We start from the raw sequence: 25,086 nt of genomic DNA, 5'->3' as shown, positions 1-25,086 counted from the left end.
GTGCCGCTTGCATTTTGATGAATAGAGGAGCAATACAAAAGAGAGATTTCATTTTATATTTATTATTTGCTGCTATGAATATATCACTTTGGTTATTGCTTATGATTTTTGATTGGAGTATGTGGATGGTAGTAGGGCATTATTTGTTTGGAGCAGTTGTTATTGTTTTTTCGAATATGAATAAGAGCTAAGCCAGCAACCTTAAAGTTGCTGGTTTTTATTTTGCTATTTATAATGAAGAAACAAATAAATCAATATGTAAAGAAGGAATGGTATAGATAAAAGTAACGCCTGAACGGTTAGAACAGACTGCAAAGACAGTAAATAACATCAGGCACTTCTTAGAATACTTACATAATGACTTATACAATCAAATTAAGAATATCGCTATACAATGGAATGGAGCGAGTAGAGAACAATTTTAACAGAGATTTAACGAAGTAAAACCAAAAATGTTTAATGTTTTAATAGAAGTTAAAAACTACAATGTTTATTAATGAAATCTAGTGGTAGACTTTCATTAATAAACATTGTAGTAAAACAGTTGGAAGATAGATTGAAATATTTGCCCGAAGGTTCACATCAGACTGTCGTGATAGATGTGAGAGGACCAGATGGAACGAGAGAAACATTGAAGTAAATAAGAGAAGAAATAAATCAAAGAACATTTGGACAGGCAGAAATTATCATTAAAAAGATACAAAAAAGTAGGTTATATTACAGAGTTAGCACAAATGCATAAGTTATAATTTCAAGTGCCATAAGGATAACCCTGAGGAGAAAAAAGACTTCTGATTTTTAAGATTATATAAAATATTCATAGTTGCAAAAACTCTATTGTGGTAAAATATTCTATATAAATATTTAAAAGGGGAATGGCTATGGGGGATATAAAAGTTACTCCTGAACAGTTGCGAAAAGTGGCAGGGACTATTAGATCAACTATCACGAATGCAACTGCAACACAGGAGCGACTAAAACGAGATATTGATATGATTTCTAGTAATTGGTTGGGCTCAACCTATATGAAATTTAATACGGATTTCCGTGATTCATCCTTTAAGATGGCACAATTTATAATCATATTGGAGCCACTTGAGAAGTTTCTTCTTGATTCTGCTAATAAATTTGAACAAGTAGATAACATGGATGTTGCTATTGCGTTGGCTTCCAGTATTTTAACTGGGAAACCTTTTAAAGGGGATTACGAAACTTTAACAGGTGATTTTAAATTAGCAGAAGGAAATCGAGTGGGAATGAAAGCAGAAGGTTCATTGATAAAAGGTGAATATGAGATTTCGAAAGGAACAAAGCTTACTTTTAAAGGGGGAAATGGCTCCTTAGAGACCAGTGTTCCAATGGATGAAAAGACATTTATTAGTGATGTTGCAGGAGGGGGGTTAGTAGGCTTTAAAGTTGGTGCTTCTCTTTTTGAGGACTCAATAGAAAAAGAAATAAATAGCGGTTTTGCAGAAAAAGCAACAGTTACACAAAAGTTTGCAGATGCATCTGCTGTTGTTGGAATAGATGAGTATACTTTTCAGTTAGGAGCGGAAGTTACAGCACAGAAATATGAAGTTTTATTTGAAAAAATTGATATTCCAGACTTTATCCCATTTTTTAAGGATCATGATTTAACAGTTCGTTTAGAATATGGGTTTGGTACTGGAGGGGCTAAAATACACCTCGGTCAAGAGATGGGTGCATACTTTGGTAAAGCTCATGGCGGAGGTTTTTTTGCTAAATTTGAGAAGAATACAAAGGAGTAGTATGATGATAAAAATTGCGAGAATCGTAATGATGATAGCAATTGTAATTGTAATCATTGCAGGGCTAATAGCTCCATTTTCATTAAAAGAAAAGATGGTACATACATTCGGCATGCTTGTTTATGGTGCAATCGGGTTAGGTGGACTTACTTTAATAGACTACATTATTAAAAAGAAAAGAAAAGGAGAATAACTATGAAACTTTTACCAATCGGAACAGTAGTTAAGCTAGAAGATATAGAACAAATTGTAATGATTATTGGAAGAATGGTTGTATCAGCAGATAAACGTGATTTTGATTACGTAGGTGTTCCTTACCCAGTTGGCTATCTTGGGGATGAAAAAGTATTATGTTTTAATCACGATAAGATTGTAGAGGAAATGCATAGAGGGTATATGACTGAGAGTGAATTGATTCTACGTGAGAAATTAGTAGAATTATAGGTTAGTTGGAAAATACATATAGATTTTAAAAATACGATAGGGGAAACAAAATGGGAAAGATAATGAGAGCTATTGTAATCATTGGCATACTTGTTCCTCCAGTGCTGCTGTGGAGTGCACCTGATATTCCGCTAAATGATAAGTTGCTATTTACAAGCATACAACTAACTGTTGGATTCATCACAGTAGTAGCGTTAGAGATTATATTTAGAAATCGGAAAAAGAAGAGGGCGAAATAGATATAAATTGTATAGAATGGCAGATAAGAATATTGGTGGCTAATCTTCTCAATAAAAGCAATTAACAGAAGCAGGGAGAAATCCCTGCTTGATTTTTGTATAGAAGTACTAATTAGGGTATCATTAAATTAGGATGTTCGAGTCGGCCCGGCAGGTATTATCTATTAAACGTATCGTTGTTTACCTCCTCAGTTAATTCGTCTAGATTAAAACTAAGAGTTTCAGAGATTTTTCCAGCTCGTATGCTAACTACAATTGTACGAGGGGGACAGATTAGCGAACTCTTTTTCCTCCTTGAAATTCTTCATAGCAAACTTAAGTAGCATTTTCTTTTCAGTCCTTTCTCAGTTTTATGGAAACAAAAAGAGGACTACCCCTGAGTCAGCTGGTTTGCTGACTAGAAGTAGTCCTCTTTTAACTTGTGGTGTCTGATGGAGACCTCCACAGTTTTAGCTTTTGAGAATACTCTCTCAAGCCTTGATACTATTAGGTTTTATGACCCCGGAGAGGCTCGAACTCACGACCTCCACCCTGTCAAGGTGGCGCTCTCCCTGCTGAGCTACGGGATCCCAACTATAAATATTACGATCAGCAATGTGTTTTCATTTCATTCATGTAATCGAAGGATTTGTATAATTTATTGAATATTTTAACATTTAATGTATTCCTATAATAACAACAAACTTTAATGGTGTAAAGATGTAATTTTCTGAATATTATCATTCCAATTTTTATATAAAAAAATAAGCCCCGAAGAGCTTATTTTAATAATAATATCACCGCAATTATCAATGATATTATCAAAAATATAAGCATAAATAATGGAGTTTGTTTATGAACTATCTTCCTGTAACTGTCATTCCTGCTGTGTAAATTGTATCTACAGAACCGTCAGTACTTACAACTTCAACTTTATAGCGATATGTTCCATTGTCTGAAATGTTTTCGCCATATCCTGTGAAAGTAGAAATTTCATCATTACTTCCAGCTGGAACCCATTGATTTTGCCAATGGAAGAAAGTATCATATTCTCCCCAGTTATCGCCATATTTTTTCTCGATGCTGACATTGTAATGAATATCTTCAGCTCGTTCATTTGTAATTCTTGCAATTACGTTTTGACCAAAGCTATATTCTGTAGCGTGTACTTGAACTGTAACACCGTTCAACGTTTCGCTAGGACCACAAATATAACGACAGAACTCGCTTGCTCCGTCAGCATTTGCCTTTGGTGTATCAATGTTCATAGCTGTTAAACCGCCTAAAGCTAAAGCTCCTGTTAATAATACTTTACTAAATGCTTTCACTTAAAATTCCCCCTAAGTATATTCTCAATTCGTTCGATAGATATCACATCAAGTAGTTTTATAACATTAATCTAATCGACCGCTTTTTTCCTCGAGTGTATTCGCTATGAATCTTTCATCTTGTAGTAATCTAACCTCTACATAAAATTTCATAGTTTTGATTCCATATATGTATCATGATTTACATAGAACAAATCTGTTAATACGTTTTGGTTAATTGCTTATCCCACTATTTTTTATTACCTTTTATTGGTAAAACATTGATTTTATTATATACCATTATTATCTATTTACAAGAGAAAATAATACTGTATGCAAAAATGCATAATAAAAAACACTGCTTGTATTCTGAATTACAGAATACAAGCAGTGTTGAGTTTCAATTAATATTTGATTGGAACCTAATGCTTATTTTTTATGTTTAACAGTATACATATATCATCGTTTATTAAAGTCATAATTGATAAACCTTGTCCAGGGGACGCCCTTCCTGCTGAGCTACGGGATCTTCAAAAGGGAAAGTATAAGCGATTATGAGAGTAATGTATAAAGGGATAATGATGAGAAGCGAATTTAGTAGAAAGTAGTCTTTGGATGTAGAGGTTATATTATTTCCGATACCAATCCAAAGGACCTTCATCACTCAAATCAACAAGAAAAGGGAACAAGAAGTGTAAAGGTAAGCTTATAAGTTCTGGCATAGCATTCACTGTTTTCTTTGATAGATATTGCCTCCCAAAACAATACGGACAATCTTTTTCAAATGCCAAGAGTATCGACCATACGTCTTTTACTTTCCATTTCGTTTTACAATACGTACAACGCGCCATTGAGTTCCTCCTCAGTTTAAGGTTTTTTCTAATATATTCTACTTTATTGTACGAAAGTCATTTGAATTTGATGTGGTAAAATGCAAAACAAGCCTAACCCCATTCTACATTCAGGAAGGGGCTAGGCTTGTTTTAATTTCGATCAAAGTCCCTTTGTATCAGGCTGTTTATACATTGCCTAGATAACTTCGCGTTAAATTCGGGAGGATAATTTTTCTATTTTTACTGTGTTTTTCAAATAGCTCTGATAGGAGAAAAATAAAATTTTTATACTGTTCATCATTTTCTTTCGGAGCATAAGATGCTGATAAATTCCTTCCCAAAAACCCTTCATAATCAAAAAGTAAATCATTTTGATATTCTTTAAACTCATACTTTCCATCCTTAAAAAAGCTATTAAATATTTCTGGAGTTTCATCTATTCCACCGCTAAATCCTTTAAAGTTTGGACAGGTTTTCTGGCAAATTTCTGCGTTCTCTTTAATAAGTGGACTAGTTAAATCTCTACTATTCCAAACAAGAGCAACGTTTGCTTTTTGTTTTAAAATTCGTTGGCATTCGATTTTGAAAGCCTCTTTATCAAACCAATGAAATGCTTGAGCAACCGTTACTAAATCCACACTATTTTCTTTTAAAGTGGTATTTTCGGCAGTTGCTTTTATGGATTGAAAACGAGAATATAGTTTTAACGATTGCTCAGCGATCTTCCTCATATCATCATTTGGTTCAACTCCAACAACATGTAAACCACTTTCAAGCAGCTGGCGACTAAATATCCCCGTACCTGAACCAATATCAGCCACAATCCGATTCCCTTTCAGTTGGTTAGCTGAAAGCAAGTAATCAATATATTCATTAGGATAACTAGGGCGATATTTTGCATATATATCGGCCCTGTCAGTAAAATTTTCTGTTGTTTTCACAGTACTACCTTCTTTCTTACGATATGATGTACAGAAATAGAAATTAAATATGAATTCCGGCATCAGTCTCTAAGTCTACAATTTAAGAGTCCAGCTAGATAGAAAGCCTCAGTTTCTTTATTCAAATATCCTTTATCCGTTTAGTATACTATTTTAGATAATATCTTCCAAAAGACTAGAATGGCTTACTCAATTATGTTTTAAAGTGTATATTTTTATGGATTTATTTAATAATTTATGAGCGATTGTATGTCGTATTACGTTTACGTAGGTAAGAGATTTTCATTTTTGCTATTTAAATTGGCCAATATATCCTTTTTACAATTTACTGAAAATCATGTATAACAGAGATACATGATTATTTTATCTCGCTATTTGCGGGCAGTAAGATCCCTTACCTCGAAATTTAGCAAAAGTAAAGAAGTTAGGTTGGGGTCGGGATGGCCGTAAAAGTCCGATTGGTGAGGGTTGATTAAAGTTTCACTTTATAAATATTCAGAAGTAGAGGGAGAAAAGTTGTAATGGTAAGAAAAACGTTCAAGATGCGCGTGTCTAAAAATAGAACGATTTCGATTAATGGCTCGATTCTTGATGTGGATGTTACACATGATGAATTTTTACAAGAGTTTGTTGAGTGGGTCGATTCTAAAGGTTGGTCGTTTATGGGGATAACGGATGAGATTACGCCCGAGGAAGCTAGTCAAAAGTTAATAGATTCGTTGATTGATGAGAAGGATAAGAAAGAGTAATTCCTTCTTATTTTTATTGTATATTTATGTTCTTTATCGTAAAAATATGATATAGTAAAAAATAGTGAAAATTCTTCCAGTTTAATACAAATTACATATGATTGGTAGATTTATTATTTTGTTAGAGGAGTAAATGGAAAAGGGAGAGTCATATGGTAAATTTTAAGAAAATTTTGGTTTTTATTACAGTTATTTGTTTGTTTTTGTTGACACCTATGACATTGCGTGCTGAGACGAATATTGGAGTAAATCCAGAACAAGTTGCACCACCACCTGCAGAAGGACCGAATGTTTTTAGTCAGTTTGCAACGACAATTGATGCGAAAACAGGAGATGTTTTGTATGACAAAAATGCATATCACCGTGCATATCCTGCTAGTACGACGAAGGTGTTAACAGCGATTTTACTCATGGAGCATACAAAGCCAGAGGATCAATTTACATTTTCACAATTAGCATTAGATCAAGAGAAGAGTAATTATCAAATTGAGTTTCAACCTGGAGAGACAATTAATAGAAATACTGCGCTTATGATTTTAATGGTGCTGAGTGCGAATGATGTGTCGTATGCGATTGCGGAGCGGATTGGCGGGAGTGTTGAGAATTTCGCTAATATGATGAATGAGAAAGCGAAGCAATTAGGGGCGAAAGATAGCCACTTTGTAACACCGAATGGACTGCATGATCCGAACCATTATACGACGCCGTATGATATGGCTATGATTACGAAGGGTGTGCAAAAGTATCCTGAAATTTTACAAGCGATGAATACGAAAAGAACGACAGTTACGACGTCTAGGCAGACGGTGTCTATTTTTAATAAATCTAATTTTTTTGAAAATCCATATAGCATTGGCGGTAAGACAGGGTTTACGAATGAAGCGCGTAATACACTTGTTTTATTAAATGAGAAAGATGGAAATCGTATTATAAGTGTAGTAATGGCTTCTCAAAGACCTGAAATTTATGAAGATTTGAAGCAGATGGCGGACTATTCTTTCGGTCAATTTACGAAGCAAACAGTGCTCGATAAACATAATTGGCATCAAAAAACAACATATTTAAATAAAGATGTTAGTTCTGAGTTGGAAAAAAGTGCAGAACTGATGCTTAAGAAAGATGAAGGGAAAAATGTGAAAACTATTTTCCGGGCAGCTTCATTAGATAAAGAATCTTTGTATCATAAAGGAATACATCGTGGTGAGGTAGTTGGTGCAGTTGATATTACGAAAAATAATCAAACAATTGCGACGGTAAATGTTCTTTCAACAGAAGATGTCACTTTTGCGATGCCTAAGAAAGATACAGTTGCATCTGAGGAAAAAGAGTCAAATGTGAAAGTAATAAGTGTTGGGATAGGCGCAATTGTATTATTTGGAGCCATTTTATATGTAGTGTTACGCCGTAATACAAAAGGGATGAAAACAGAAGAAAAATAACGTAGTAGTAAAAAGACTGTGGAGAGATTTTGTCACAGTCTTTTTTATATGCTAAAAAGATATTTAACTAATAATTGTAAATTTTCTTATTGCAATAACTTAAAGTTCGTTATATCATTTACTTGTGTTCTTGTTAAAGAACGTAATGGATATTGCATACTTCAAATAATATAAAACAACGGAGAGGGAGAGAGACGATGAAATTAATTTGGAAGGTAATTAGCAACGCGATCTCATTTGTTTTATTTGCATTGATGGTTTTTTTAGCTTTTGTAGTTATTTCTTCAAAAGCGAGCGGTGGTGATCCGACAGTGATGGGATATCAATTTAAGAGCGTTCTTTCAGGATCAATGGAGCCGACGTTTTTAACAGGATCAATCATTGCAATAGAACCAAACAAAGATGGTTCTAAATATCAAAAAGGTGATGTTATTACCTTTAAAGAGAAAGATCAAAAAATTATCACTCACCGTATTATCGGTGTGAAAGATACAAATGGAAAAGTAATGTATGAAACAAAAGGGGATAACAACAACGGACCAGATTTAGAGCCAGTACTTGCAGAAAATGTAGTTGGAAAGTATGCAGATATTACAGTTCCGTACGTTGGTTATTTACTGAATTATGCGAATTCAAAAGCGGGAGCAGCATTACTTCTTATTATTCCAGGAGTCTTTTTACTTGGATATTCCGCGATTTCTATTTTTGGGGCTATTCGTAGCATTGACGGAGAAAAGAAAGATAAAAAAGTAGAACAATCCGTCTAGTTCGTTTGGTTATACTTTCCGTTTAGGAAGTTAACAAATATATATATTAAGGGGATATGGACATGACTTTAAAGAAAAAATTAGGAATGGGTATTACATCAGCAGTACTAGGAGCAGCGTTAGTTGGTGGAGGAACATTTGCATTTTTCAGTGATAAAGAAGTGTCAAACAATACATTTGCGGCTGGGACACTGGATTTAGCATTAAATCCATCAACAGTTGTTAACGTATCGAATTTAAAACCTGGGGATACAATTGAAAAAGAATTTAAACTAGAAAATAAAGGCTCTTTAGATATTAAAAAGGTTTTACTGAAAACAGATTATAATGTAGAAGATGTAAAGAAAGATAATAAAGATGATTTTGGTAAACATATTAAAGTAACATTCTTAAAAAATGTAGATAAGCATGAGACAATTGTGAAACAAACTACTTTAGATAAATTAAAAGGTGACACACTTACAGCTGTAGATAATGATTTATCGGCTTGGTTCTGGGATGAAAAAGGTATTTCAGCAGGTAAATCTGATAAATTCAAAGTGAAATTTGAGTTCGTTGATAATGGAAAAGATCAAAATCAATTCCAAGGCGATAAGTTACAATTAAATTGGACGTTTGATGCACAACAAACAGCAGGTGAAGAAAGATAATAACAAAAAGGGCTATCACATGGATAGCCCTTTTTCTATTTTTCTAGTATTTGTCTATCAATTTTAATAGTTCTTTACTATAATATAGATAATGTTCTGTATAAAGAACGTAATGTTCGATGGGAGAGATTAAGATGCTGAAAAGACCGCGTAATTTTAAAAAGATGCTTATATTGCCGTGTATGTGTTCTATTACGTTTTATTTAGGATCTCAAATTATGACTCATACAGAAGCGGCGTTCATTCATGAAACGAAAGTAGAAGCGACGCTTTCTACAGCAATTATATTTCCGAAAACAGTTAATACGTTAAAAGAGCAATCTGAGAAACATAAACAGTTTATTGAGCGTGAGTATGGAACGATGAAGGGAAAATCGAAAGCAACTTCTATTGAAGAAATAAAACAGGCGATTTCTGTATGGCAACAAGGGCGTGAGAAAATTGTTGCTGAGAAGGAAGCTCTGCAAAATGTATATACTGAAATAGAAGCTCCTTATAATCAAATACAAGAAGAATTAAAGGTAAATAAAGATGAGTCGATGCAGCAAGTGTCCGTATATGTAAATGAAGGCTTTCGCAGTATCAAAGAGAAACGTGACTATATTGAGAAAGAAATTAGCTTGAAAGCTATTGATGAGCAAATTCAGGCTCTTCAGCAACAATTAAACGTTGCAATTGAAGCGGAAGGACAAAAGAAAGTAGAAGAACAGAAGAAAGTAGAAGAACAGAAGAAAGCAGAAGAACAGAAGAAAGTAGAAGAACAGAAGAAAGCAGAAGAACAGAAGAAAGCAGAAGAACAAAAGAAAGTAGAAGAACAGAAGAAAGCAGAAGAACAGAAGAAAGCAGAAGAACAAAAGAAAGTAGAAGAGCAGAAGAAAGCGGAGTAACTGCTTTAGTGAAACAGCCGGAAAACAAGAATGTGGTGTAAGAGAGTGTGAACGAATAAGCAAGACTAGTAATATTTATACGAGTGTGAGGGAAAGTTAGCCCTCACCTCTTTGTTTTGCTTTTTCTTATAGTATTAAATGATTTGAGTGTGAAAAAAGATATAAATTATCATTCGTTTTTCTGAAAAGTCTAAATAATATTGAGAAATAAAAATAACTGAAAATATTAATAAATATGTGTTGTGTTTATATAGGTTTGTTCGTTATAATGAACATAAGGTTTTTAAAAAAGAACACATATTAGCTAAGCTAATATAGTTTTCTTTACATCTCTTATTGAAAAATAAGTGATAAAAATATAAAAAAAAGCTAGGGGGAATTGATTGTGAGTCTGAAAAAGAAATTAGGTATGGGAGTTGCATCAGCAGCATTGGGGTTAGCTTTAATTGGTGGAGGAACATTTGCATTCTTTAGCGATAAAGAAGTATCAAACAATACATTTGCAGCTGGGACGTTAGACCTTACATTAAACCCTAAGACGCTTGTAGATATTAAAGATTTAAAACCAGGGGATTCTGTTAAGAAAGAGTTCTTATTACAAAACAGCGGTTCGTTAACTATTAAAGACGTTAAATTAGCAACAAAGTATACTGTTAAAGATGCAAAAGGTGATAATGCTGGTGAAGACTTTGGTAAGCACGTTAAAGTAAAATTCCTTTGGAACTGGGATAAACAAAGTGAGCCTGTATACGAAACAACTTTAGCAGACTTACAAAATGTGGATCCAGATCTTTTAGCTAAAGACATCTTTGCTCCTGAGTGGGGAGAAAAGGGTGGATTAGCAGCTGGTACAGAGGATTATCTATGGGTGCAATTTGAATTTGTAGATGATGGAAAAGACCAAAATATCTTCCAAGGTGATACATTGAATTTAGAATGGACATTCAATGCTAACCAAGAAGCTGGGGAAGAAAAATAATAAAAAAGCGGGTATTCCCGCTTTTTTTTATAAAGAAAAAGAAGTGCTGGTTGTAAGCACTTCTTTCTATTATTATTTTTGATTTTGCTTCCACTTTGTAAATTCAAGAAATTCACGAAATTGTTCTTTGGAGACACCAGAGTTCATTGCATCTTTAACGAGTTGTGTCCATTCGGAGTCTAGGTTAGTTTCCTTTGTTGTTTCATCATGAAGTAAAGTATCAACTGGAATTTGTAGAACTGCTGCGATTTTTTCAAGAAACTGAATGGAAGGGTTTTTTTGTAAATTTCGTTCTATAGAACTAATGTAAGATTTAGCAACGCCAGCTTTTTCGGCAAGTTCAGTTAATGAAATCCCTTTTTGTAAACGAAGGCGTTTTATACGTTCTCCAATCATATTTGCGCACCTTTCTATCAATATGTAGTTGTCTTATGATGTCATTATTATAACATAAACTTCGTTAAAAAGAACAAACCTATTGAGCCTGACTGGATGGCTTCATACGTTGGAAAAATTGCTCAATGTCTTGCATGGCGATACCGGCATCTAGAGCTTCAAGTATTAAATCAATCCATTCTTGATCCAGTGCGTCTGTCTTATCTTTGTACAAATGTAATTCCTCCCTAATTATCGGTCATAATTGCTGCTACAGAATACATGATAATGCAATCGGATTTTGTGTTTTATATAGTGAATTATCAAATATTTTGTAGATGAAACAAAGATAAAATCCCCATTAAACTCCCTCTATGGAAATTATAAATTGTTCGATAAAAACTTTCAATATTTTCAGAAAACATTGTTGAATTGTGATATATTCGTATGCTAACTATGAAATTTTTACAAATATATTAAAAACATTACATAATATGACTAAATATTGAAAAAATATTGAATTTTTAATAAAATTCAATTTGTAATACATATTATTTATTAGGGGAGGAAATATGGGATGAACAAGAAACCGTTCAAAGTTTTGTCATCAATCGCTTTAACAGCTGTATTAGGCCTTTCATTCGGAGCTGGCACTCAATCTGCATATGCTGAAACACCTGTGAATAAGACAGCTACGAGCCCAGTCGATGATCATTTAATTCCAGAAGAACGTTTAGCAGATGCACTGAAAAAACGTGGGGTAATTGATTCTTCAGCTTCAGAGAAAGAAACAAAGAAAGCTGTTGAAAAGTATGTAGAGAACAAAAAGGGTGAAAATCCTGGGAAAGAAGCAACAAATGGGGATCAACTTACGAAAGAAGCATCTGACTTTTTAAAGAAAGTGAAAGATGCGAAAGCAGACACGAAAGAAAAACTAAATCAGCCAGCAACAGGGACACCTGCAGCGACAGGCCCAGTTAAGGGTGGTCTAAATGGTAAAGTACCAACTTCTCCAGCAAAGGGAAAAGAATATAACGGTGAAGTTCGTAAAGATAAAGTACTCGTTTTACTTGTAGAGTACGCTGACTTTAAACATAACAATATTGATAAAGAACCTGGTTATATGTATACTGACGATTTTAACAAAGAACATTATGAAAAAATGTTATTTGGTAATGAGCCATTCGCATTAGAGGATGGTAGCAAAATCGAAACGTTTAAACAATATTACGAAGAGCAATCCGGTGGTAGTTACACAGTGGATGGAACAGTTACAAAATGGTTAACAGTTCCTGGTAAAGCTGCTGATTACGGTGCAGATGCTGCTACAGGTCATGATAATAAAGGACCAAAAGGACCACGTGATCTAGTAAAAGATGCATTAAAGGCAGCTGTAGATAGCGGTCTTGATTTATCACAGTTTGATCAGTTCGATCAATACGATGTAAATGGTGATGGAAATCAAAATCAACCTGACGGTTTAATCGATCATTTAATGATTATTCATGCGGGTGTTGGACAAGAAGCTGGCGGTGGTAAATTAGGCGATGATGCAATTTGGTCACATCGCTGGACAGTTGGACCAAAACCATTCGCAATTGAAGGTACACAAGCGAAAGTTCCATATTGGGGCGGAAAGATGGCGGCATTCGACTACACAATTGAACCAGAAGATGGCGCAGTTGGTGTATTCGCGCATGAATATGGTCATGATTTAGGTCTTCCAGATGAGTATGATACAGACTATACGGGTCATGGTGAGCCAATTCAAGCTTGGTCTGTTATGAGTGGCGGCAGCTGGGCGGGTAAAATCGCTGGAACAACACCGACGAGTTTCTCACCACAAAATAAAGAGTTTTTCCAAAAAACAATCGGTGGTAACTGGGCAAATATCGTAGAAGTAGATTACGAGAAATTAAATAAAGGTATCGGTCTAGCAACATATTTAGACCAAAGTGTTACGAAATCTAACCGTCCAGGTATGATTCGTGTTAACTTACCAGATAAAGATGTAAAAACAATTGCACCAGCATTTGGTAAACAGTATTACTACAGTACAAAAGGTGACAATCTTCATACAACGTTAGAAACACCACTGTTCGATTTAACGAATGCAACGAATGCGAAATTTGATTTCAAATCGTTATATGAAATCGAAGCAGAGTATGATTTCCTTGAAGTACATGCTGTAACAGAAGATGGTCAAAAAACGTTAATTGAAAGACTTGGCGAGAAAGCAAATAATGGAAATGCAGATTCGACAAATGGAAAATGGATTGACAAATCATATGATTTAAGTCAATTCAAAGGTAAAAAAGTAAAATTAACGTTTGAGTACATTACGGATGGTGGTTTAGCATTAAATGGTTTCTTACTTGATAATGCTTCATTAACAGTGGATGGTAAAGTAGTATTCTCTGATGATGCAGAAGGTACACCACAATTAAAATTAGATGGTTTCGTTGTATCTAGCGGAACAGAGAAGAAAAAACATAATTACTACGTAGAGTGGAGAAACCATACTGGATCAGATAGCGCATTGAAATTTGCTCGCGGTCCAGAATATAACTCAGGTATGGTTGTATGGTATGCAGACTCAGCTTACGCAGATAACTGGGTTGGTTTACATCCAGGACATGGTTTCCTTGGTGTAGTTGATTCTCATCCAGAAGCAATTGTAGGAACTTTAAATGGTAAACCGACAATTGATAGTAGTACACGATTCCAAATCGCTGATGCGGCATTCTCATTCGATAAAACGCCAGCTTGGAAAGTTGTATCTCCAACGCGTGGAACGTATACGTATGATGGCTTAGCTGGTGTACCAAAATTTGATGATTCGAAAACGTATATTAATCAACAGATTCCAGATGCAGGACGTATTTTACCGAAGCTTGGTCTGAAGTTTGAAGTAGTAGGACAAGCTGATGATAATTCTGCAGGTGCTGTTCGTTTATATCGTTAATACAGTAAAACTACCGAGAGATTTTCTTTCGGTAGTTTTTTTTGTGAGCAATGAATTTTATATAGCTGAAAAAGTCATATATAATGTAACTTTAAGAATAGAAATTTGTTATATATGAAGTCTATATAAATAATGAAAGAATTGGATAAAAATAGTGGGAGAAGGTGAGTGAATGAGTATTTCCTCTATTGTAAGTAGGCAAAAGGAATATTTTTTAAAAGGGCATACGAGAAGCATCGAAATGAGAAAGAATAATTTGAAGAAGCTTTATGAAGGCATTCAGCGTTTTGAAGAAGAAATATTTCAGGCATTGAAATTAGATTTAAATAAGTCAGTTCACGAGTCGTTTACAACGGAAGTTGGATATGTATTAAAAGAAATTTCCTTTCAATTGAAACATATGTCATCGTGGAGTAAACCGAAGCGAGTTCGAACAGCACTCACTCATTTTGGATCAAAAGGAAAAGTAGTGCCAGAGCCGTATGGTGTGACGCTTATTATTGCACCGTGGAACTATCCTTTTCAATTAGCAATTGCACCACTTGTAGGAGCACTTGCAGCTGGAAATACAATCGTTTTAAAGCCGTCAGAGTTAACGCCAAGCGTTTCAAAAGTGCTTAAGAGAATGTTAGGTGAATTATTCCCAGAAGAGCTTGTAGCGGTAGTAGAAGGCGGCGTTGAAGAGAGTACATCTTTGCTGAGGGAACCAATTGATTATATTTTCTTTACTGGTAGTGTTGGCGTTGGAAAAGTTGTAATGGAAGCAGCAGCGAAACAGTTGACGCCGCTTACGTTAGAACTTGGCGGAAAAAGTCCTTGTATTGTACATAAAGATGCAAAGATAGAGATGACAGCAAGAAGAATTGTTTGGGGTAAGTTTTTAAATGCAGGGCAGACATGTGTAGCGCCTGATTATATGTACGTGCATTCTTCCGTGAAAGAACAGCTAGTTGAGGCACTGCGACATGAAATCACAGAGCAGTATAGTAAAGAACCTTTGCAAAATGAAAATTACGTGCGTATTGTAAGTGAGCGTCATTTTGAACGATTATGTGGATTTTTACAAGATGGTCAAGTCGTAATTGGTGGAAACTATAAGAAAGATACATTACATATTGAACCGACAGTGCTAACGGATATTACATGGCAAGATGCTGTTATGGAAGATGAAATTTTTGGTCCGATTTTACCAATCATAGAGTACGACAATATAGAAGATGTAATTGGCACAATCCAGCAACATCCGAAGCCGTTAGCGTTATATGTATTTTCGGAAGATAAAGAAGTACAAAAGAAAGTGACGAGTAATATTTCATATGGTGGAGGCTGTATTAATGATGTTGTCTACCATCTTGCCACGCCATATTTACCTTTTGGGGGTGTTGGAAGTAGTGGATTAGGGGGTTATCATGGGGAAGAAAGTTTTCGGACTTTTTCACATTATAAAAGCATTTTAGCCCAATCTACAGCATTCGACATGAAAATTCGTTACTCTTCTACAAAAAGTGCTTTAAAATTCATACGAAAGTTGTTAAAATGATGATGGTGTTTATCAGTAGGCGTAGCCGTATGATAATAGCCCCTTCGCAATGGAAGGGGTTTTTCTGTTCGACGTTATGTATCATGCGAAAATGAATCAAACATACTACATAAAGGATAGAAACGAACGCTTGCTAAATAACCATTTTTGTTTGGATCGAAACAAAAAATAGTCTATAGAACATAAATATTTATTCATGAATATAAAAATTTAAAATTTAAGGTAGATAGGACGGGAAAATGAAAAAGATTATTAAAGTTGAAGCAGTTGAAAAACATTTTGGAAATCAAGTGATTATCCCACCTCTTTCTTTAGATATTAAAGAGGGAGAGTTTTTAACAATTTTAGGGCCGAGTGGCTGCGGGAAAACGACTTTACTTCGTATGATCGCAGGATTTGAAACTCCAACTAAAGGGAATCTTTTATTAGATGATGAAAGAATTAACGATTTGCCGCCATATAAGCGTCATATGAACCTAGTGTTCCAACATTACGCACTATTCCCACATATGACAGTAGAGAAGAATATTTGTTTTGGTATGAAAATGCAGAAAGTATCAGCAGCAGAGCAGAAAGAGCGTGCTGAAGAGGCAATGCGTTTAACGCAGTTACTTGAGTTCCGTAATCGTAAACCTGCTAAGCTTTCTGGTGGACAACAGCAGCGTGTTGCAATTGCAAGAGCGATTGTAAATAATCCGCGTGTATTACTATTAGATGAGCCACTTGGAGCGCTTGACTTTAAGTTACGAAAAGACTTGCAACGTGAATTGAAAAACTTACAACGTAATTTAGGAATTACGTTTATATACGTAACGCACGATCAAGAAGAAGCAATGAGCATGAGCGATCGTATCGTCGTTATGAATAAAGGACATATCGAACAAATTGGAACGCCGAAAGAAATTTATAATAAGCCGAAAACATTGTTCGTTGCGACATTCATCGGTGAAAATAATATTGTGAAAAATGGGGAAGGCTATGTAGCAATTCGCCCTGAAAATGTGAAAGTACGTTCGGTTGAAGAACCAATTTTAAAAGAATACCATCTTGGACATATTGAAGATATCGAGTTTGTCGGAAATATGGAGAAGCTTTATGTACGTGATGAGAAAACATCAGAATTACTAATGGCATATCAAACTGCTGAAGAGGCAGTGCAGTGGAGCATTGGAGATAATGTATATGTAGGCTGGGAGCAAGAGGACGAGGTGACCTTAAATTGAAAAAAGGGAAATTACTCGCACTACCTACAGTCGCGTGGCTGTTAATTTTCTTCCTAATCCCGCTCGTATTCGTATTAGGATTCGCCTTCATGCAGCGCGGAGCTTACGGGACAGTAGAAATGCAATTTACGCTGGAGAATATATCCCGTGTGTTTGATCCATTGTACTTAGGAACGTTATGGGAAACTGTTAAGATTGCAGTTATTACTACAGTAATATGTTTATTAATTGGTTATCCATTTGCGTATACAATTACAATTGTTGACCGCAAATATCGTTCTATTCTTTTATTATTGGCAACGATCCCGTTTTGGATTAACTTTCTTGTTCGTTCATACGCATGGATTGTTATTTTACGTTCACAAGGTCTTGTGAATACGTTGTTATTAAAACTCGGCATTATTAGTGAACCGTTAAATTTATTATATAATACGCCTTCTGTAATACTCGGAATGGTCTATTCTTTATTACCATTTATGATTTTACCAGTGTATGCAGCAATTGAGCAGCTGGATAAGCGTAAGCTAGAAGCGGCTTATGATTTAGGAGCAACACCAATAAAGGCATTTTGGAATATAACAGTGCCGATGACAATGTCAGGAATTGCGACTGGTTCTATTTTAGTATTCGTTTCTTCTATCGGAATGTTTGTTGTATCAGACGTGATGGGCGGATCGAAAGTAGCATTAATCGGAAACGTTATTCAAAACCAATTCTTAGGTGCACGTGACTGGCCGTTTGGATCTGCGTTATCGATTATCGTTGTTCTATTCTCTGTTCTGTTAATTTGCTTATATTATCGTGCAACGAAAGTATATAAATATAATGAGAACGGAGGGGAATAGGCAAAGATGAAGAAGTTTTTAGTTTCTTATTCTTGGTTAATTTTGTTATTCTTGTATTTTCCAATGATGGTTTTAATGGTCTATTCTTTCAACGACTCTCGCATTAATGCGGAGTGGGAAGGTTTTACATTCCATTGGTATACAGATTTATTTCAAAAACAAGATGTTATTGATGCATTTGTAAATAGTATTACGATTGCAGTTATAACAACGATTGTGACAACGGTACTTGGTGTATTCTTTGCGATTGCTTTACATCGTTATAAATATCGTTTCGAAGGGGCTATTAATGGCCTTGTATATTTACCAATTTTAATTCCTGATATTTTAATGGGATTATCTTTACTAATTCTTTTCAGTCAGCTAGGAATGGAACTTGGACAAACAACGATTATTATTGCACATATTACATTTAGTATTTCGTTTGTTGTTGTTATTTTAGCTGCGCGTCTTTCAAGTATGGGACGTGACTTAGAAGAAGCTGCAAATGATTTAGGAGCAACGCCTTGGCAAACGTTTCGTTTTGTAACGTTCCCAGCAATTGCACCGGGAGTTATTTCAGCAGCATTATTAACATTCACATTATCAATTGATGATTTTGTAATTAGTTTCTTCGTATCAGGACCAGGATCAACAACATTGCCATTATACATTTACAGTATGGTTAAGCGCGGAGTATCACCAGAAATTAATGCTCTTTCTACAATTTTAATTGTTGCTATCGTAGGATTAATGGTTCTATCTGAAATCTTCCGTAACAAAGGTGCAGATGGTGAAGAAAACTCTGGAGGACACCTTCCTTTATAATACGAACGATATAGAAAGTACGAGGGGGTAATAAACCGATGAAATTAATGAAAAGAATAGCTGGCGCAGCAATTAGCTTTAGCCTTGTTGCTGGTGTGCTTGCTGGTTGTGGTGAAAAGAAAGAAGAATTAAATATTTATAGCTGGGCTGACAATTTTGATGAGCAAGTGCTAAGAGATTTTGAAAAGAAGTATAATGTGAAAATTAACTATGATAAGTACGCAAGTAACGAAGAAATGCTTGCGAAATTACAAGCTGGTGGCGCAAAGTATGATTTAATTCAACCATCTGATTACATGGTTAAAACAATGGCAAAAATGGATTTATTAGCGCCGTTAGATAAAAAGAATATCCCAAATATCGAAAACATGGTTTCTAATTTCAAAACACCTGCGTTTGATCCAGAGAATAAATATTCTTTAGTGTACACTTGGGGTGTAACAGGGATTGCATACAATAAAAAGTATGTGAAAGAAGCACCTACAAGCTGGGCTGACTTATGGAATGAGAAATATAAAGGACATGTAACGTTATTAAACGATTCTCGTGAAGTATTAGGAGTGGGTCTTAAGAAGCACGGGTTCTCAAACAGTACAAAAGAAGATGCAGAGTTAAAGACAGCAGCAGATGATTTAAAGAAGCTGCTTCCAAACTTATTAGCATTTGATACAGATAACATTAAACAAAAATTCATTACAGAAGATGCTTGGATCGGAACAGTTTGGTCTGGAGATGCAGCATTTATCGCAAAAGATAATAAAGATGTAGAATACGTTGTACCAAAAGAAGGCGGCACAATTTGGGCTGATACGTTAGCAATTCCAAAGGGTGCAAAACATAAAGAGCTTGCTGAGAAGTTTATGAACTACTTACTTGATGAAAAAGTAAGTGTGAAAAACTACGAGTCAATTGGTTACAGTAATCCAAATGAAAAAGCTCATCCTCTTCATAGTAAAGAATACCGTGATAATCACATGATTTTCTTAACGAAAGAAGAGTTAGATCGTACAGAATGGCTTGTTGATGTAGACGATAAGTTAAAAGACTATGATCGTTACTGGACAGAGCTAAAAACAAAAGGTAAATAAGTAAGAAAATGCGGTTTCTAAAGTAGAAATCGCATTTTTTCATAGTAGGAGGAAATCGTTTGAAGAAGAAGTTACATCAGTATGAGGTAATATGTATCGGTTTATTATTTGCTGTATTTAGTATTGTTGCTTGGCGCGTACATGCAGGTGGCGTTACAGTAATGGATACATATGTCCGCGGATTAGTAAAAGGGCTACAAACGGAAAGTTCCCTTACATTTTTCTCGTACTTTACAAAATTGGGGTCAGCAATTGGGATAGCTGCTACGCTCGTTATAAGTTTGCTTGTTTTTTGGAAGAAGCGTTATTATGCTGCGATGATTGTGTATCCAATGGGAATTTTAATAACACATCTTGTGAATAAAGGGATAAAAGAGATTGTAAAGAGAGAACGTCCGTCATTAAATGAAGCGTTAGATGCACTTGGATATAGTTTTCCTAGTGGACATGCAATGCTATCGATTATGACATTTGGATTTCTTGCTTATATCATTGCTGCTAATTTGAAAAGCATAGCTGGGAAATGTGTCATAACGATTTTGATGGGGACAGTAATCCTATCGATTGGATTAAGTAGAGTCATTTTAGATGTACATTACCCAACTGATATTTTAGCTGGTTACTGCGTAGGTGGTATTTTGTTAGTTATCGCTATTTACTATCATCGTTTACTTACTGAGAGATTGGGGCTTAATAAAGAGAGATAGAAAAAACGCCTGGAAAAACTATCATTATAGTGTTCCTAGGCGTTTTTTGTTTGTATAAAGATATGATACAGTATAAGTGACAATTGAATTATTTAAAGTAGGTGAAAATGTGTGAAGACAAATGTTCATAAAGTTGATAAGTGGGGGAAGTTAGGAGCTTTTTTGTATCAATTTCGTTATACAGTAATTGTAGCGTTACTGTTGCTTGCAATCGCACTTGGGATTTTTGCTCCAAAGCTACCGGGAGTATTAGGTGGTGACGGTTTCCAAACGGAAGGCGACTATCAAAAAACAAAAGAAATTTTAGATAAAGATTTTAAGAAGTCTCAAGATACGCTTCTGCTCGTTTTTGAGAAAAATAAAGATGCTTCGCATGAGGATTTTAAAAAGCGAATAGATGAAATTGTAAAGAATGTTCAAGAGAAAGAGAACTATGAATCTTTCCATCACCCAATCCAAAATAAAGAAATGCTACAAGATGACATCGGTTATGCGACAATTTTATTTTCCGGGAAAACAAATAAAGAAAGAATGGAAAAGACATTACAATTTGCTAATGAGATTGAGAAAGAAAGTAATGTAGCATTAAAAGTAACACCTACAGGATTTCCGAAAATTAATCAAGAGATTAATGAAAGAACGCAAAATGATTTAAAAGTAGCAGAAATGATTGGATTACCAATTGCGTTTCTTGTATTACTATTTTCGTTTGGTAGCCTTTTGGCATCAATTTTACCGATTTTGAATGGAGCGCTTAGTGTTATTAGCACGATGGGTATATTGTATTTCATCGGTGTGGATAAAGAACTATCTATTTTCGTGTTAAACGTTGCACCGATGATTGGACTTGCACTATCTATTGATTTTGCGCTATTATTTGTGAACCGTTTTCGAGAGGAAGTTGCTAAACGAACGGTAAAAGAAGCGATAGCAATTACATATCAGACGGCAGGACGTGCAATTGTATTTTCAGGATTATGCGTATTTGTTGGGTTATCCGGTTTGTTTTTCTTTAAGATAGATTATATTCAATCTGTCGCAATTAGCGGAATGATTGTTGTGATTATGAGCATTTTATTCTCACTCACACTTCTTCCAGCGTTATTATCGTTAATCGGTAAAAAAATATTAAAAAAGAATCAAGTAGCACATACGCCGGCAAAAGCATGGCGTAAATTTGCGCAATTTGTGATGAAACATCCAATTGCAATGATTGTTGTTGTTACAACATTTATTGTTATTTGTTTATTACCGTTACGTACAGCTAATTTGCAGTTCCCTAGTGTTGAAGCTTTACCTGAAAAGAGTGATACAAGGATTGCATATGAAAAGTATGAAGAAGCATTTAATAAAACTGTCAAAACACACGCTGATGTTACGTTAGTTGTAGAGACGAAAAAAGATATGAAAGAAAAAGAAAGTCTACAAAAGATAGAAGAAGTCGTTCAAACGTTAAAAGATGATAAAAAAGTACATGAAGTAAGAAGTTTATACGACGGGTTAACTGGAATGAAAGCAGATCAAGTTGCTAGAATATTGCAGTCGCCAGAAGCAGCAAAACTAACTCCTGTATTTGAAGCATACACAAAAGGGAATAAGACGACGATAGAAGTTTTTTTGAAAACAAAACCACGTACAGAGACTGCAAAACAGTGGGTGCGTGACTTTAAAAAGAACTATAAAGAAACGAATGTTACGTATTATCTAGGCGGAATGACGACGTTTCAACAAGAATTAGAAGATGAAATTAAAGATAAAGTTGTAATTGGTATGTCTGTTATATTTGGATCGACCTTTGTTATATTATTATTTGCATTCCGATCTATACTCATTCCAATTAAGGCAATTATTATGAATATACTTAGTTTGAGTGCAACCATTGGAATTGTTGTTTGGTTATTTGAAGGTGGTCATTTCGGTTTAGAAGCGAGTCCGGTTCTGTTTGTCTTACCAATCTTCATTTTTGGCCTCGTATTTGGGCTTAGTATGGATTATGAAGTATTTCTTATTTCACGTATTCACGAGCTCTATGAAGAAACAGGAGATAACGATCAAGCAACGTTAGAAGGGCTCGTTTCAACAAGTAGAATCATTACATCAGCTGCATTAATTATGATTGTTGTAACGGGTGCATTCGCATTTACTGATATTTTACCAGTAAAGCAGATGGGGCTTGGCGTGGCATTAGCAATATTTCTTGATGCAACAATTATTCGTCTTATGCTCGTTCCAAGCTTAATGAAGTTATTTGGAGACTGGAATTGGTGGTTACCATTTCGAAAAAAACGAGAAAAATCATCGTAAAAAAATGCTCATCATATTGATGAGCATTTTTTTATGAATAGCAAGACCTACATTTTGCAAATAGTATGTGATAAGAACATTACATACAAGTAGGTGAAGGCAATGTTTCGTTATTTTAAGTTTAAGTTAAATGATACAGTACAGTTTGCAGAAAACGATGGGCATATGTATCGCATTGTCGGTTATCGGTTAGAAAAGGGATTTTATCCAAAAGATGAATGGACTCATATCATTTATGAACTACTTAGAGAATTTGACGGGTATACGATGGATGCAGAGGAGGAAGAACTTGTAAAGGTCGTTCAAGTAGAGGATGAGTATTACAAAATACAAGAAGTATCAGGTTATCGTTATCCAGTAAAAATGAAACAAAAACAACAAGTGATGAAAATAGAAAGGATGGACGATTTATTAGATGCTTACAATGACTATAAAAGGTTGGCGGATTTCTTTAAAGATTTATCGTATGAACAAAAAGCTGAAGAAGTATTGTTAGAAATGAAAAGACTTAGAGCTTGAGGGGCAGTCTATTATAAGACTGTCCTCTATTTTTGACGGTGCACCAAAGTGTGTTTTCCGTTACAATGAGAGAATCAATAGAAATAAGGTGATAAACAGTATGGAAACAAAGAAAAAGGGCGAATGGTGTGAAATTACCGTTCCAGCTAAATGGAATGGTATAAGTATTGAATCGGTATTAAAAGTAGAATGGGAAATACCGAAAAAGCTATTACATCAGCTTCGTATGGAAAAAGGTGTTACGGTTAACGGAGAACAAAGAAGATGGAATGAGCTTTTAAAAGAGAACGATAAGTTACAAGTTCATATGTTTGCGGAGGAAGAGTACGGTGTGGATCCAGAATATGGTGAATTGCATGTAGTATACGAAGATGATCACGTACTCATCGTAAATAAACCAGAGAAAATGGACACACATCCTGCTGAAAAAGGTGGAACCGGGACGCTTGCAAATCTTGTTGCTTTTCATTTTCAAATGCAAGGTTTAGAGGCGAAGGTGCGTCATATTCATCGTTTAGATAAAGATACGACAGGTGGTGTCGTATTTGCTAAGCATAGAATTGCTGGTGCAATTATGGATCGTTTATTAATGGAACGAAAAATTAAAAGGACGTACGCAGCGCTCGTTGAAGGGAAAGTAAAGGGGAAACAAGGAACGATTGATGCTGCTATTGGAAGGGATCGCCATCATGCTACAAGGCGTCGTATTTCTCCAAAAGGTGACCAAGCTATCACATATTATAAAGTAGAAAAGTATTTTGAGAAGCAAAACACGACTTTCGTAACGTTACAATTAGAAACGGGTAGAACGCATCAAATTCGTGTTCATATGAGCCATAATGGTAATCCACTAGTTGGGGATGTATTATATGGTGGACAAACAAAATATATGTCCAGTCAAGCATTGCATGCGATGAAGATAAATTTCTTGCATCCAATTACGAAAGAAGCGATTGAAGTTGATGTGCCGTTTCCTACAAAGTTAGATAATAAAATAAGAGAATTTCAAAAAGAAAATGCGTAAAGTATAAGTTTTAATTTGAAAAAAGTAGATTTTTGCAGGGATTTCTCTAAAAGGAGCGAAGCCGTTAAGAGAAAAGAGAGGTGAGAATCACTTGATCAAATATAAGTATGTACTTGGAATATTTTTCGCTTGTCTTTTAGTTACTCTATGTCTCTATCCCTATTTACCAACTCGTATGGCAGTACATTGGAATGTAAATGGTGAGCCAAACGAGTTTATGAGTAAACAAGTTGTTGTAGCATTTATTCCTTGTTTTATTATTTTTTCATATGGATTTTTGTATATTATTTCACATAATATATTTAAGTTTAATGAAAGAGAGCATGGTATTATAGACGGATTTATAAAGAAAATTACGTTATTTATGTTGTTTATTCATATGCGTATCCTCTTTATTAATTTTGAGGATTTGATATCCTTTCAAACAGGATTAACGATTGGGATTAGTATGTTTCTTTTTATGCTGAGTAAAGAATTTAAGAAAATAAAAGGCAAAGAAAAAGACCCAATTAAATTACAAAAAATTCGTTTAGTAAGTAGACGGATTTTTCAAGTGATGGCATGTGGCATATTGTTTTCATTGTTTTTGAACTTAGAGTGGGGATTTTATGTATTGCTTAGTGTAATAAGCTGTGGATCTATGCTATTTATGTTATATATTTTCTATTCATACATAATAGAAAGTTATGAAACTTAAAAAAGAGTC

General features: G+C 34.8%; 28 protein-coding genes and 1 tRNA gene. 23 read left to right on the top strand and 6 right to left on the bottom strand.

What is annotated here, in order from left to right; genetic code table 11:
• Positions 1-14 precede the first annotated feature (14 nt).
• The 6 genes from ACO6VI_RS06180 to ACO6VI_RS06155 all read left to right on the top strand — a co-directional run bounded on the left by ACO6VI_RS06180 (position 15) and on the right by ACO6VI_RS06155 (position 2,452).
• Positions 15-191, top strand: coding sequence for a hypothetical protein (locus ACO6VI_RS06180; protein ID WP_153596402.1), 177 nt, complete (start codon positions 15-17; stop codon positions 189-191).
• Positions 192-278: 87 nt separating this feature from the next.
• Positions 279-425: a WXG100 family type VII secretion target gene (locus tag ACO6VI_RS06175; RefSeq protein ID WP_080546092.1), complete on the top strand. Its 147-nt coding sequence runs from the start codon at positions 279-281 to the stop codon at positions 423-425.
• Positions 426-881: 456 nt separating this feature from the next.
• Positions 882-1,769: a WXG100 family type VII secretion target gene (locus tag ACO6VI_RS06170; protein WP_000502309.1), complete on the top strand. Its 888-nt coding sequence runs from the start codon at positions 882-884 to the stop codon at positions 1,767-1,769.
• Between the two features lie 4 nt (positions 1,770-1,773).
• Positions 1,774-1,962: a hypothetical protein gene (locus tag ACO6VI_RS06165; RefSeq protein ID WP_000589990.1), complete on the top strand. Its 189-nt coding sequence runs from the start codon at positions 1,774-1,776 to the stop codon at positions 1,960-1,962.
• 2 nt (positions 1,963-1,964) lie between these two features.
• Positions 1,965-2,213 (top strand): DUF4176 domain-containing protein, encoded by a 249-nt coding sequence (locus ACO6VI_RS06160; RefSeq protein ID WP_000771619.1) that lies wholly within the window; start codon positions 1,965-1,967, stop codon positions 2,211-2,213.
• A 50-nt stretch (positions 2,214-2,263) separates the two neighbouring features.
• Positions 2,264-2,452: a hypothetical protein gene (locus ACO6VI_RS06155; RefSeq protein ID WP_000516409.1), complete on the top strand. Its 189-nt coding sequence runs from the start codon at positions 2,264-2,266 to the stop codon at positions 2,450-2,452.
• Positions 2,453-2,948: 496 nt separating this feature from the next.
• Here ACO6VI_RS06155 and ACO6VI_RS06150 read toward each other — a convergent pair.
• The 4 genes from ACO6VI_RS06150 to ACO6VI_RS06135 all read right to left on the bottom strand — a co-directional run bounded on the left by ACO6VI_RS06150 (position 2,949) and on the right by ACO6VI_RS06135 (position 5,512).
• Positions 2,949-3,021: transfer RNA gene (locus ACO6VI_RS06150), tRNA-Val, on the bottom strand.
• Between the two features lie 270 nt (positions 3,022-3,291).
• Positions 3,292-3,759 carry a hypothetical protein gene (locus tag ACO6VI_RS06145; RefSeq protein ID WP_023521451.1) on the bottom strand — a complete coding sequence of 156 codons (468 nt, stop codon included), beginning with the start codon at positions 3,757-3,759 and terminating at the stop codon, positions 3,292-3,294.
• Positions 3,760-4,367: 608 nt separating this feature from the next.
• Positions 4,368-4,589 (bottom strand): hypothetical protein, encoded by a 222-nt coding sequence (locus ACO6VI_RS06140; protein ID WP_000090211.1) that lies wholly within the window; start codon positions 4,587-4,589, stop codon positions 4,368-4,370.
• Positions 4,590-4,756: 167 nt separating this feature from the next.
• Entirely contained in the window at positions 4,757-5,512 is a 756-nt protein-coding gene (locus ACO6VI_RS06135) for a class I SAM-dependent methyltransferase (RefSeq protein WP_063546887.1), read from the bottom strand.
• A 521-nt stretch (positions 5,513-6,033) separates the two neighbouring features.
• Here ACO6VI_RS06135 and ACO6VI_RS06130 point away from each other — a divergent pair.
• The 6 genes from ACO6VI_RS06130 (at position 6,034) to calY (ending at position 10,983) form a co-directional block, all read left to right on the top strand.
• Positions 6,034-6,261: a hypothetical protein gene (locus tag ACO6VI_RS06130; protein WP_000251856.1), complete on the top strand. Its 228-nt coding sequence runs from the start codon at positions 6,034-6,036 to the stop codon at positions 6,259-6,261.
• A 152-nt stretch (positions 6,262-6,413) separates the two neighbouring features.
• Positions 6,414-7,700: a D-alanyl-D-alanine carboxypeptidase family protein gene (locus ACO6VI_RS06125; RefSeq protein WP_063546889.1), complete on the top strand. Its 1,287-nt coding sequence runs from the start codon at positions 6,414-6,416 to the stop codon at positions 7,698-7,700.
• A 197-nt stretch (positions 7,701-7,897) separates the two neighbouring features.
• Positions 7,898-8,467 carry a signal peptidase I SipW gene (sipW, locus tag ACO6VI_RS06120; protein WP_000767802.1) on the top strand — a complete coding sequence of 190 codons (570 nt, stop codon included), beginning with the start codon at positions 7,898-7,900 and terminating at the stop codon, positions 8,465-8,467.
• A 62-nt stretch (positions 8,468-8,529) separates the two neighbouring features.
• Entirely contained in the window at positions 8,530-9,117 is a 588-nt protein-coding gene (locus ACO6VI_RS06115) for a CalY family protein (protein WP_000172852.1), read from the top strand.
• 119 nt (positions 9,118-9,236) lie between these two features.
• Positions 9,237-10,004: a DUF4047 domain-containing protein gene (locus ACO6VI_RS06110; RefSeq protein WP_088020519.1), complete on the top strand. Its 768-nt coding sequence runs from the start codon at positions 9,237-9,239 to the stop codon at positions 10,002-10,004.
• A 385-nt stretch (positions 10,005-10,389) separates the two neighbouring features.
• On the top strand, positions 10,390-10,983 hold the full coding sequence (calY, locus tag ACO6VI_RS06105) for a biofilm matrix protein CalY (protein WP_000053715.1): 594 nt from the start codon (positions 10,390-10,392) through the stop codon (positions 10,981-10,983).
• Positions 10,984-11,055: 72 nt separating this feature from the next.
• On the opposite strand, the gene ACO6VI_RS06100 is transcribed toward calY, so the two are convergent.
• Together ACO6VI_RS06100 and ACO6VI_RS06095 are read right to left on the bottom strand one after the other, a co-directional pair.
• Complete coding sequence (locus tag ACO6VI_RS06100; RefSeq protein WP_000578885.1) at positions 11,056-11,379, bottom strand: helix-turn-helix domain-containing protein; 324 nt, start codon at positions 11,377-11,379, stop codon at positions 11,056-11,058.
• A gap of 79 nt (positions 11,380-11,458) precedes the next feature.
• Positions 11,459-11,593, bottom strand: a complete 135-nt coding sequence (locus tag ACO6VI_RS06095) for an anti-repressor SinI family protein (protein ID WP_000276219.1) — start codon at positions 11,591-11,593, stop codon at positions 11,459-11,461.
• Between the two features lie 342 nt (positions 11,594-11,935).
• Between ACO6VI_RS06095 and inhA1 the strand changes: the two genes are divergently transcribed.
• The 11 genes from inhA1 (at position 11,936) to ACO6VI_RS06040 (ending at position 25,077) form a co-directional block, all read left to right on the top strand.
• Positions 11,936-14,323 (top strand): M6 family metalloprotease immune inhibitor InhA1, encoded by a 2,388-nt coding sequence (inhA1, locus tag ACO6VI_RS06090; protein WP_063546895.1) that lies wholly within the window; start codon positions 11,936-11,938, stop codon positions 14,321-14,323.
• 172 nt (positions 14,324-14,495) lie between these two features.
• Positions 14,496-15,863, top strand: a complete 1,368-nt coding sequence (locus ACO6VI_RS06085) for an aldehyde dehydrogenase (RefSeq protein WP_063546897.1) — start codon at positions 14,496-14,498, stop codon at positions 15,861-15,863.
• A gap of 239 nt (positions 15,864-16,102) precedes the next feature.
• Entirely contained in the window at positions 16,103-17,086 is a 984-nt protein-coding gene (gene potA / locus ACO6VI_RS06080; protein ID WP_000720334.1) for a spermidine/putrescine ABC transporter ATP-binding protein PotA, read from the top strand.
• The gene (potB, locus tag ACO6VI_RS06075; protein ID WP_161519992.1) at positions 17,083-17,931 is read left to right on the top strand and encodes a spermidine/putrescine ABC transporter permease PotB; all 849 of its coding nucleotides are present in this window, start codon (positions 17,083-17,085) and stop codon (positions 17,929-17,931) included. The genes potA and potB overlap by 4 nt, the downstream gene beginning before the upstream one ends.
• A gap of 6 nt (positions 17,932-17,937) precedes the next feature.
• Positions 17,938-18,738 carry a spermidine/putrescine ABC transporter permease PotC gene (gene potC / locus ACO6VI_RS06070; RefSeq protein WP_000714190.1) on the top strand — a complete coding sequence of 267 codons (801 nt, stop codon included), beginning with the start codon at positions 17,938-17,940 and terminating at the stop codon, positions 18,736-18,738.
• 38 nt (positions 18,739-18,776) lie between these two features.
• A complete protein-coding gene (potD, locus tag ACO6VI_RS06065) occupies positions 18,777-19,826 on the top strand; it encodes a spermidine/putrescine ABC transporter substrate-binding protein PotD (protein ID WP_000772490.1) in 1,050 nt (349 codons plus the stop codon).
• Positions 19,827-19,885: 59 nt separating this feature from the next.
• Complete coding sequence (locus tag ACO6VI_RS06060) at positions 19,886-20,533, top strand: phosphatase PAP2 family protein (RefSeq protein ID WP_063546903.1); 648 nt, start codon at positions 19,886-19,888, stop codon at positions 20,531-20,533.
• A 111-nt stretch (positions 20,534-20,644) separates the two neighbouring features.
• Positions 20,645-22,837, top strand: coding sequence for an MMPL family transporter (locus ACO6VI_RS06055; protein ID WP_161519993.1), 2,193 nt, complete (start codon positions 20,645-20,647; stop codon positions 22,835-22,837).
• Between the two features lie 102 nt (positions 22,838-22,939).
• On the top strand, positions 22,940-23,356 hold the full coding sequence (locus ACO6VI_RS06050; RefSeq protein WP_000490302.1) for a hypothetical protein: 417 nt from the start codon (positions 22,940-22,942) through the stop codon (positions 23,354-23,356).
• Between the two features lie 100 nt (positions 23,357-23,456).
• Positions 23,457-24,380 carry an RluA family pseudouridine synthase gene (locus ACO6VI_RS06045; protein ID WP_063546906.1) on the top strand — a complete coding sequence of 308 codons (924 nt, stop codon included), beginning with the start codon at positions 23,457-23,459 and terminating at the stop codon, positions 24,378-24,380.
• 91 nt (positions 24,381-24,471) lie between these two features.
• The gene (locus ACO6VI_RS06040) at positions 24,472-25,077 is read left to right on the top strand and encodes a DUF1648 domain-containing protein (protein WP_161519994.1); all 606 of its coding nucleotides are present in this window, start codon (positions 24,472-24,474) and stop codon (positions 25,075-25,077) included.
• Positions 25,078-25,086: the final 9 nt, after the last annotated feature.

It is taken from the genome of Bacillus sp. PSXD-155, assembly GCF_049310765.1.
Classification (GTDB): Bacteria; Bacillota; Bacilli; order Bacillales; family Bacillaceae_G; genus Bacillus_A; species Bacillus_A cereus.
This window is presented reverse-complemented; position numbering and strand designations above follow the sequence as displayed.

Coding starts and splice junctions, on each gene's coding strand:
- ACO6VI_RS06170 (WP_000502309.1), top strand. CDS start 882: ATGGGGGATATAAAAGTTACTCCTGAACAGTTGCGAAAAGTGGCAGGG.
- ACO6VI_RS06165 (WP_000589990.1), top strand. CDS start 1,774: ATGATAAAAATTGCGAGAATCGTAATGATGATAGCAATTGTAATTGTA.
- ACO6VI_RS06160 (WP_000771619.1), top strand. CDS start 1,965: ATGAAACTTTTACCAATCGGAACAGTAGTTAAGCTAGAAGATATAGAA.
- ACO6VI_RS06155 (WP_000516409.1), top strand. CDS start 2,264: ATGGGAAAGATAATGAGAGCTATTGTAATCATTGGCATACTTGTTCCT.
- ACO6VI_RS06140 (WP_000090211.1), bottom strand. CDS start 4,589: ATGGCGCGTTGTACGTATTGTAAAACGAAATGGAAAGTAAAAGACGTA.
- ACO6VI_RS06130 (WP_000251856.1), top strand. CDS start 6,034: ATGGTAAGAAAAACGTTCAAGATGCGCGTGTCTAAAAATAGAACGATT.
- ACO6VI_RS06125 (WP_063546889.1), top strand. CDS start 6,414: ATGGTAAATTTTAAGAAAATTTTGGTTTTTATTACAGTTATTTGTTTG.
- sipW (WP_000767802.1), top strand. CDS start 7,898: ATGAAATTAATTTGGAAGGTAATTAGCAACGCGATCTCATTTGTTTTA.
- ACO6VI_RS06115 (WP_000172852.1), top strand. CDS start 8,530: ATGACTTTAAAGAAAAAATTAGGAATGGGTATTACATCAGCAGTACTA.
- ACO6VI_RS06110 (WP_088020519.1), top strand. CDS start 9,237: ATGGGAGAGATTAAGATGCTGAAAAGACCGCGTAATTTTAAAAAGATG.
- ACO6VI_RS06100 (WP_000578885.1), bottom strand. CDS start 11,379: ATGATTGGAGAACGTATAAAACGCCTTCGTTTACAAAAAGGGATTTCA.
- inhA1 (WP_063546895.1), top strand. CDS start 11,936: ATGAACAAGAAACCGTTCAAAGTTTTGTCATCAATCGCTTTAACAGCT.
- ACO6VI_RS06085 (WP_063546897.1), top strand. CDS start 14,496: ATGAGTATTTCCTCTATTGTAAGTAGGCAAAAGGAATATTTTTTAAAA.
- potA (WP_000720334.1), top strand. CDS start 16,103: ATGAAAAAGATTATTAAAGTTGAAGCAGTTGAAAAACATTTTGGAAAT.
- potC (WP_000714190.1), top strand. CDS start 17,938: ATGAAGAAGTTTTTAGTTTCTTATTCTTGGTTAATTTTGTTATTCTTG.
- potD (WP_000772490.1), top strand. CDS start 18,777: ATGAAATTAATGAAAAGAATAGCTGGCGCAGCAATTAGCTTTAGCCTT.
- ACO6VI_RS06050 (WP_000490302.1), top strand. CDS start 22,940: ATGTTTCGTTATTTTAAGTTTAAGTTAAATGATACAGTACAGTTTGCA.
- ACO6VI_RS06045 (WP_063546906.1), top strand. CDS start 23,457: ATGGAAACAAAGAAAAAGGGCGAATGGTGTGAAATTACCGTTCCAGCT.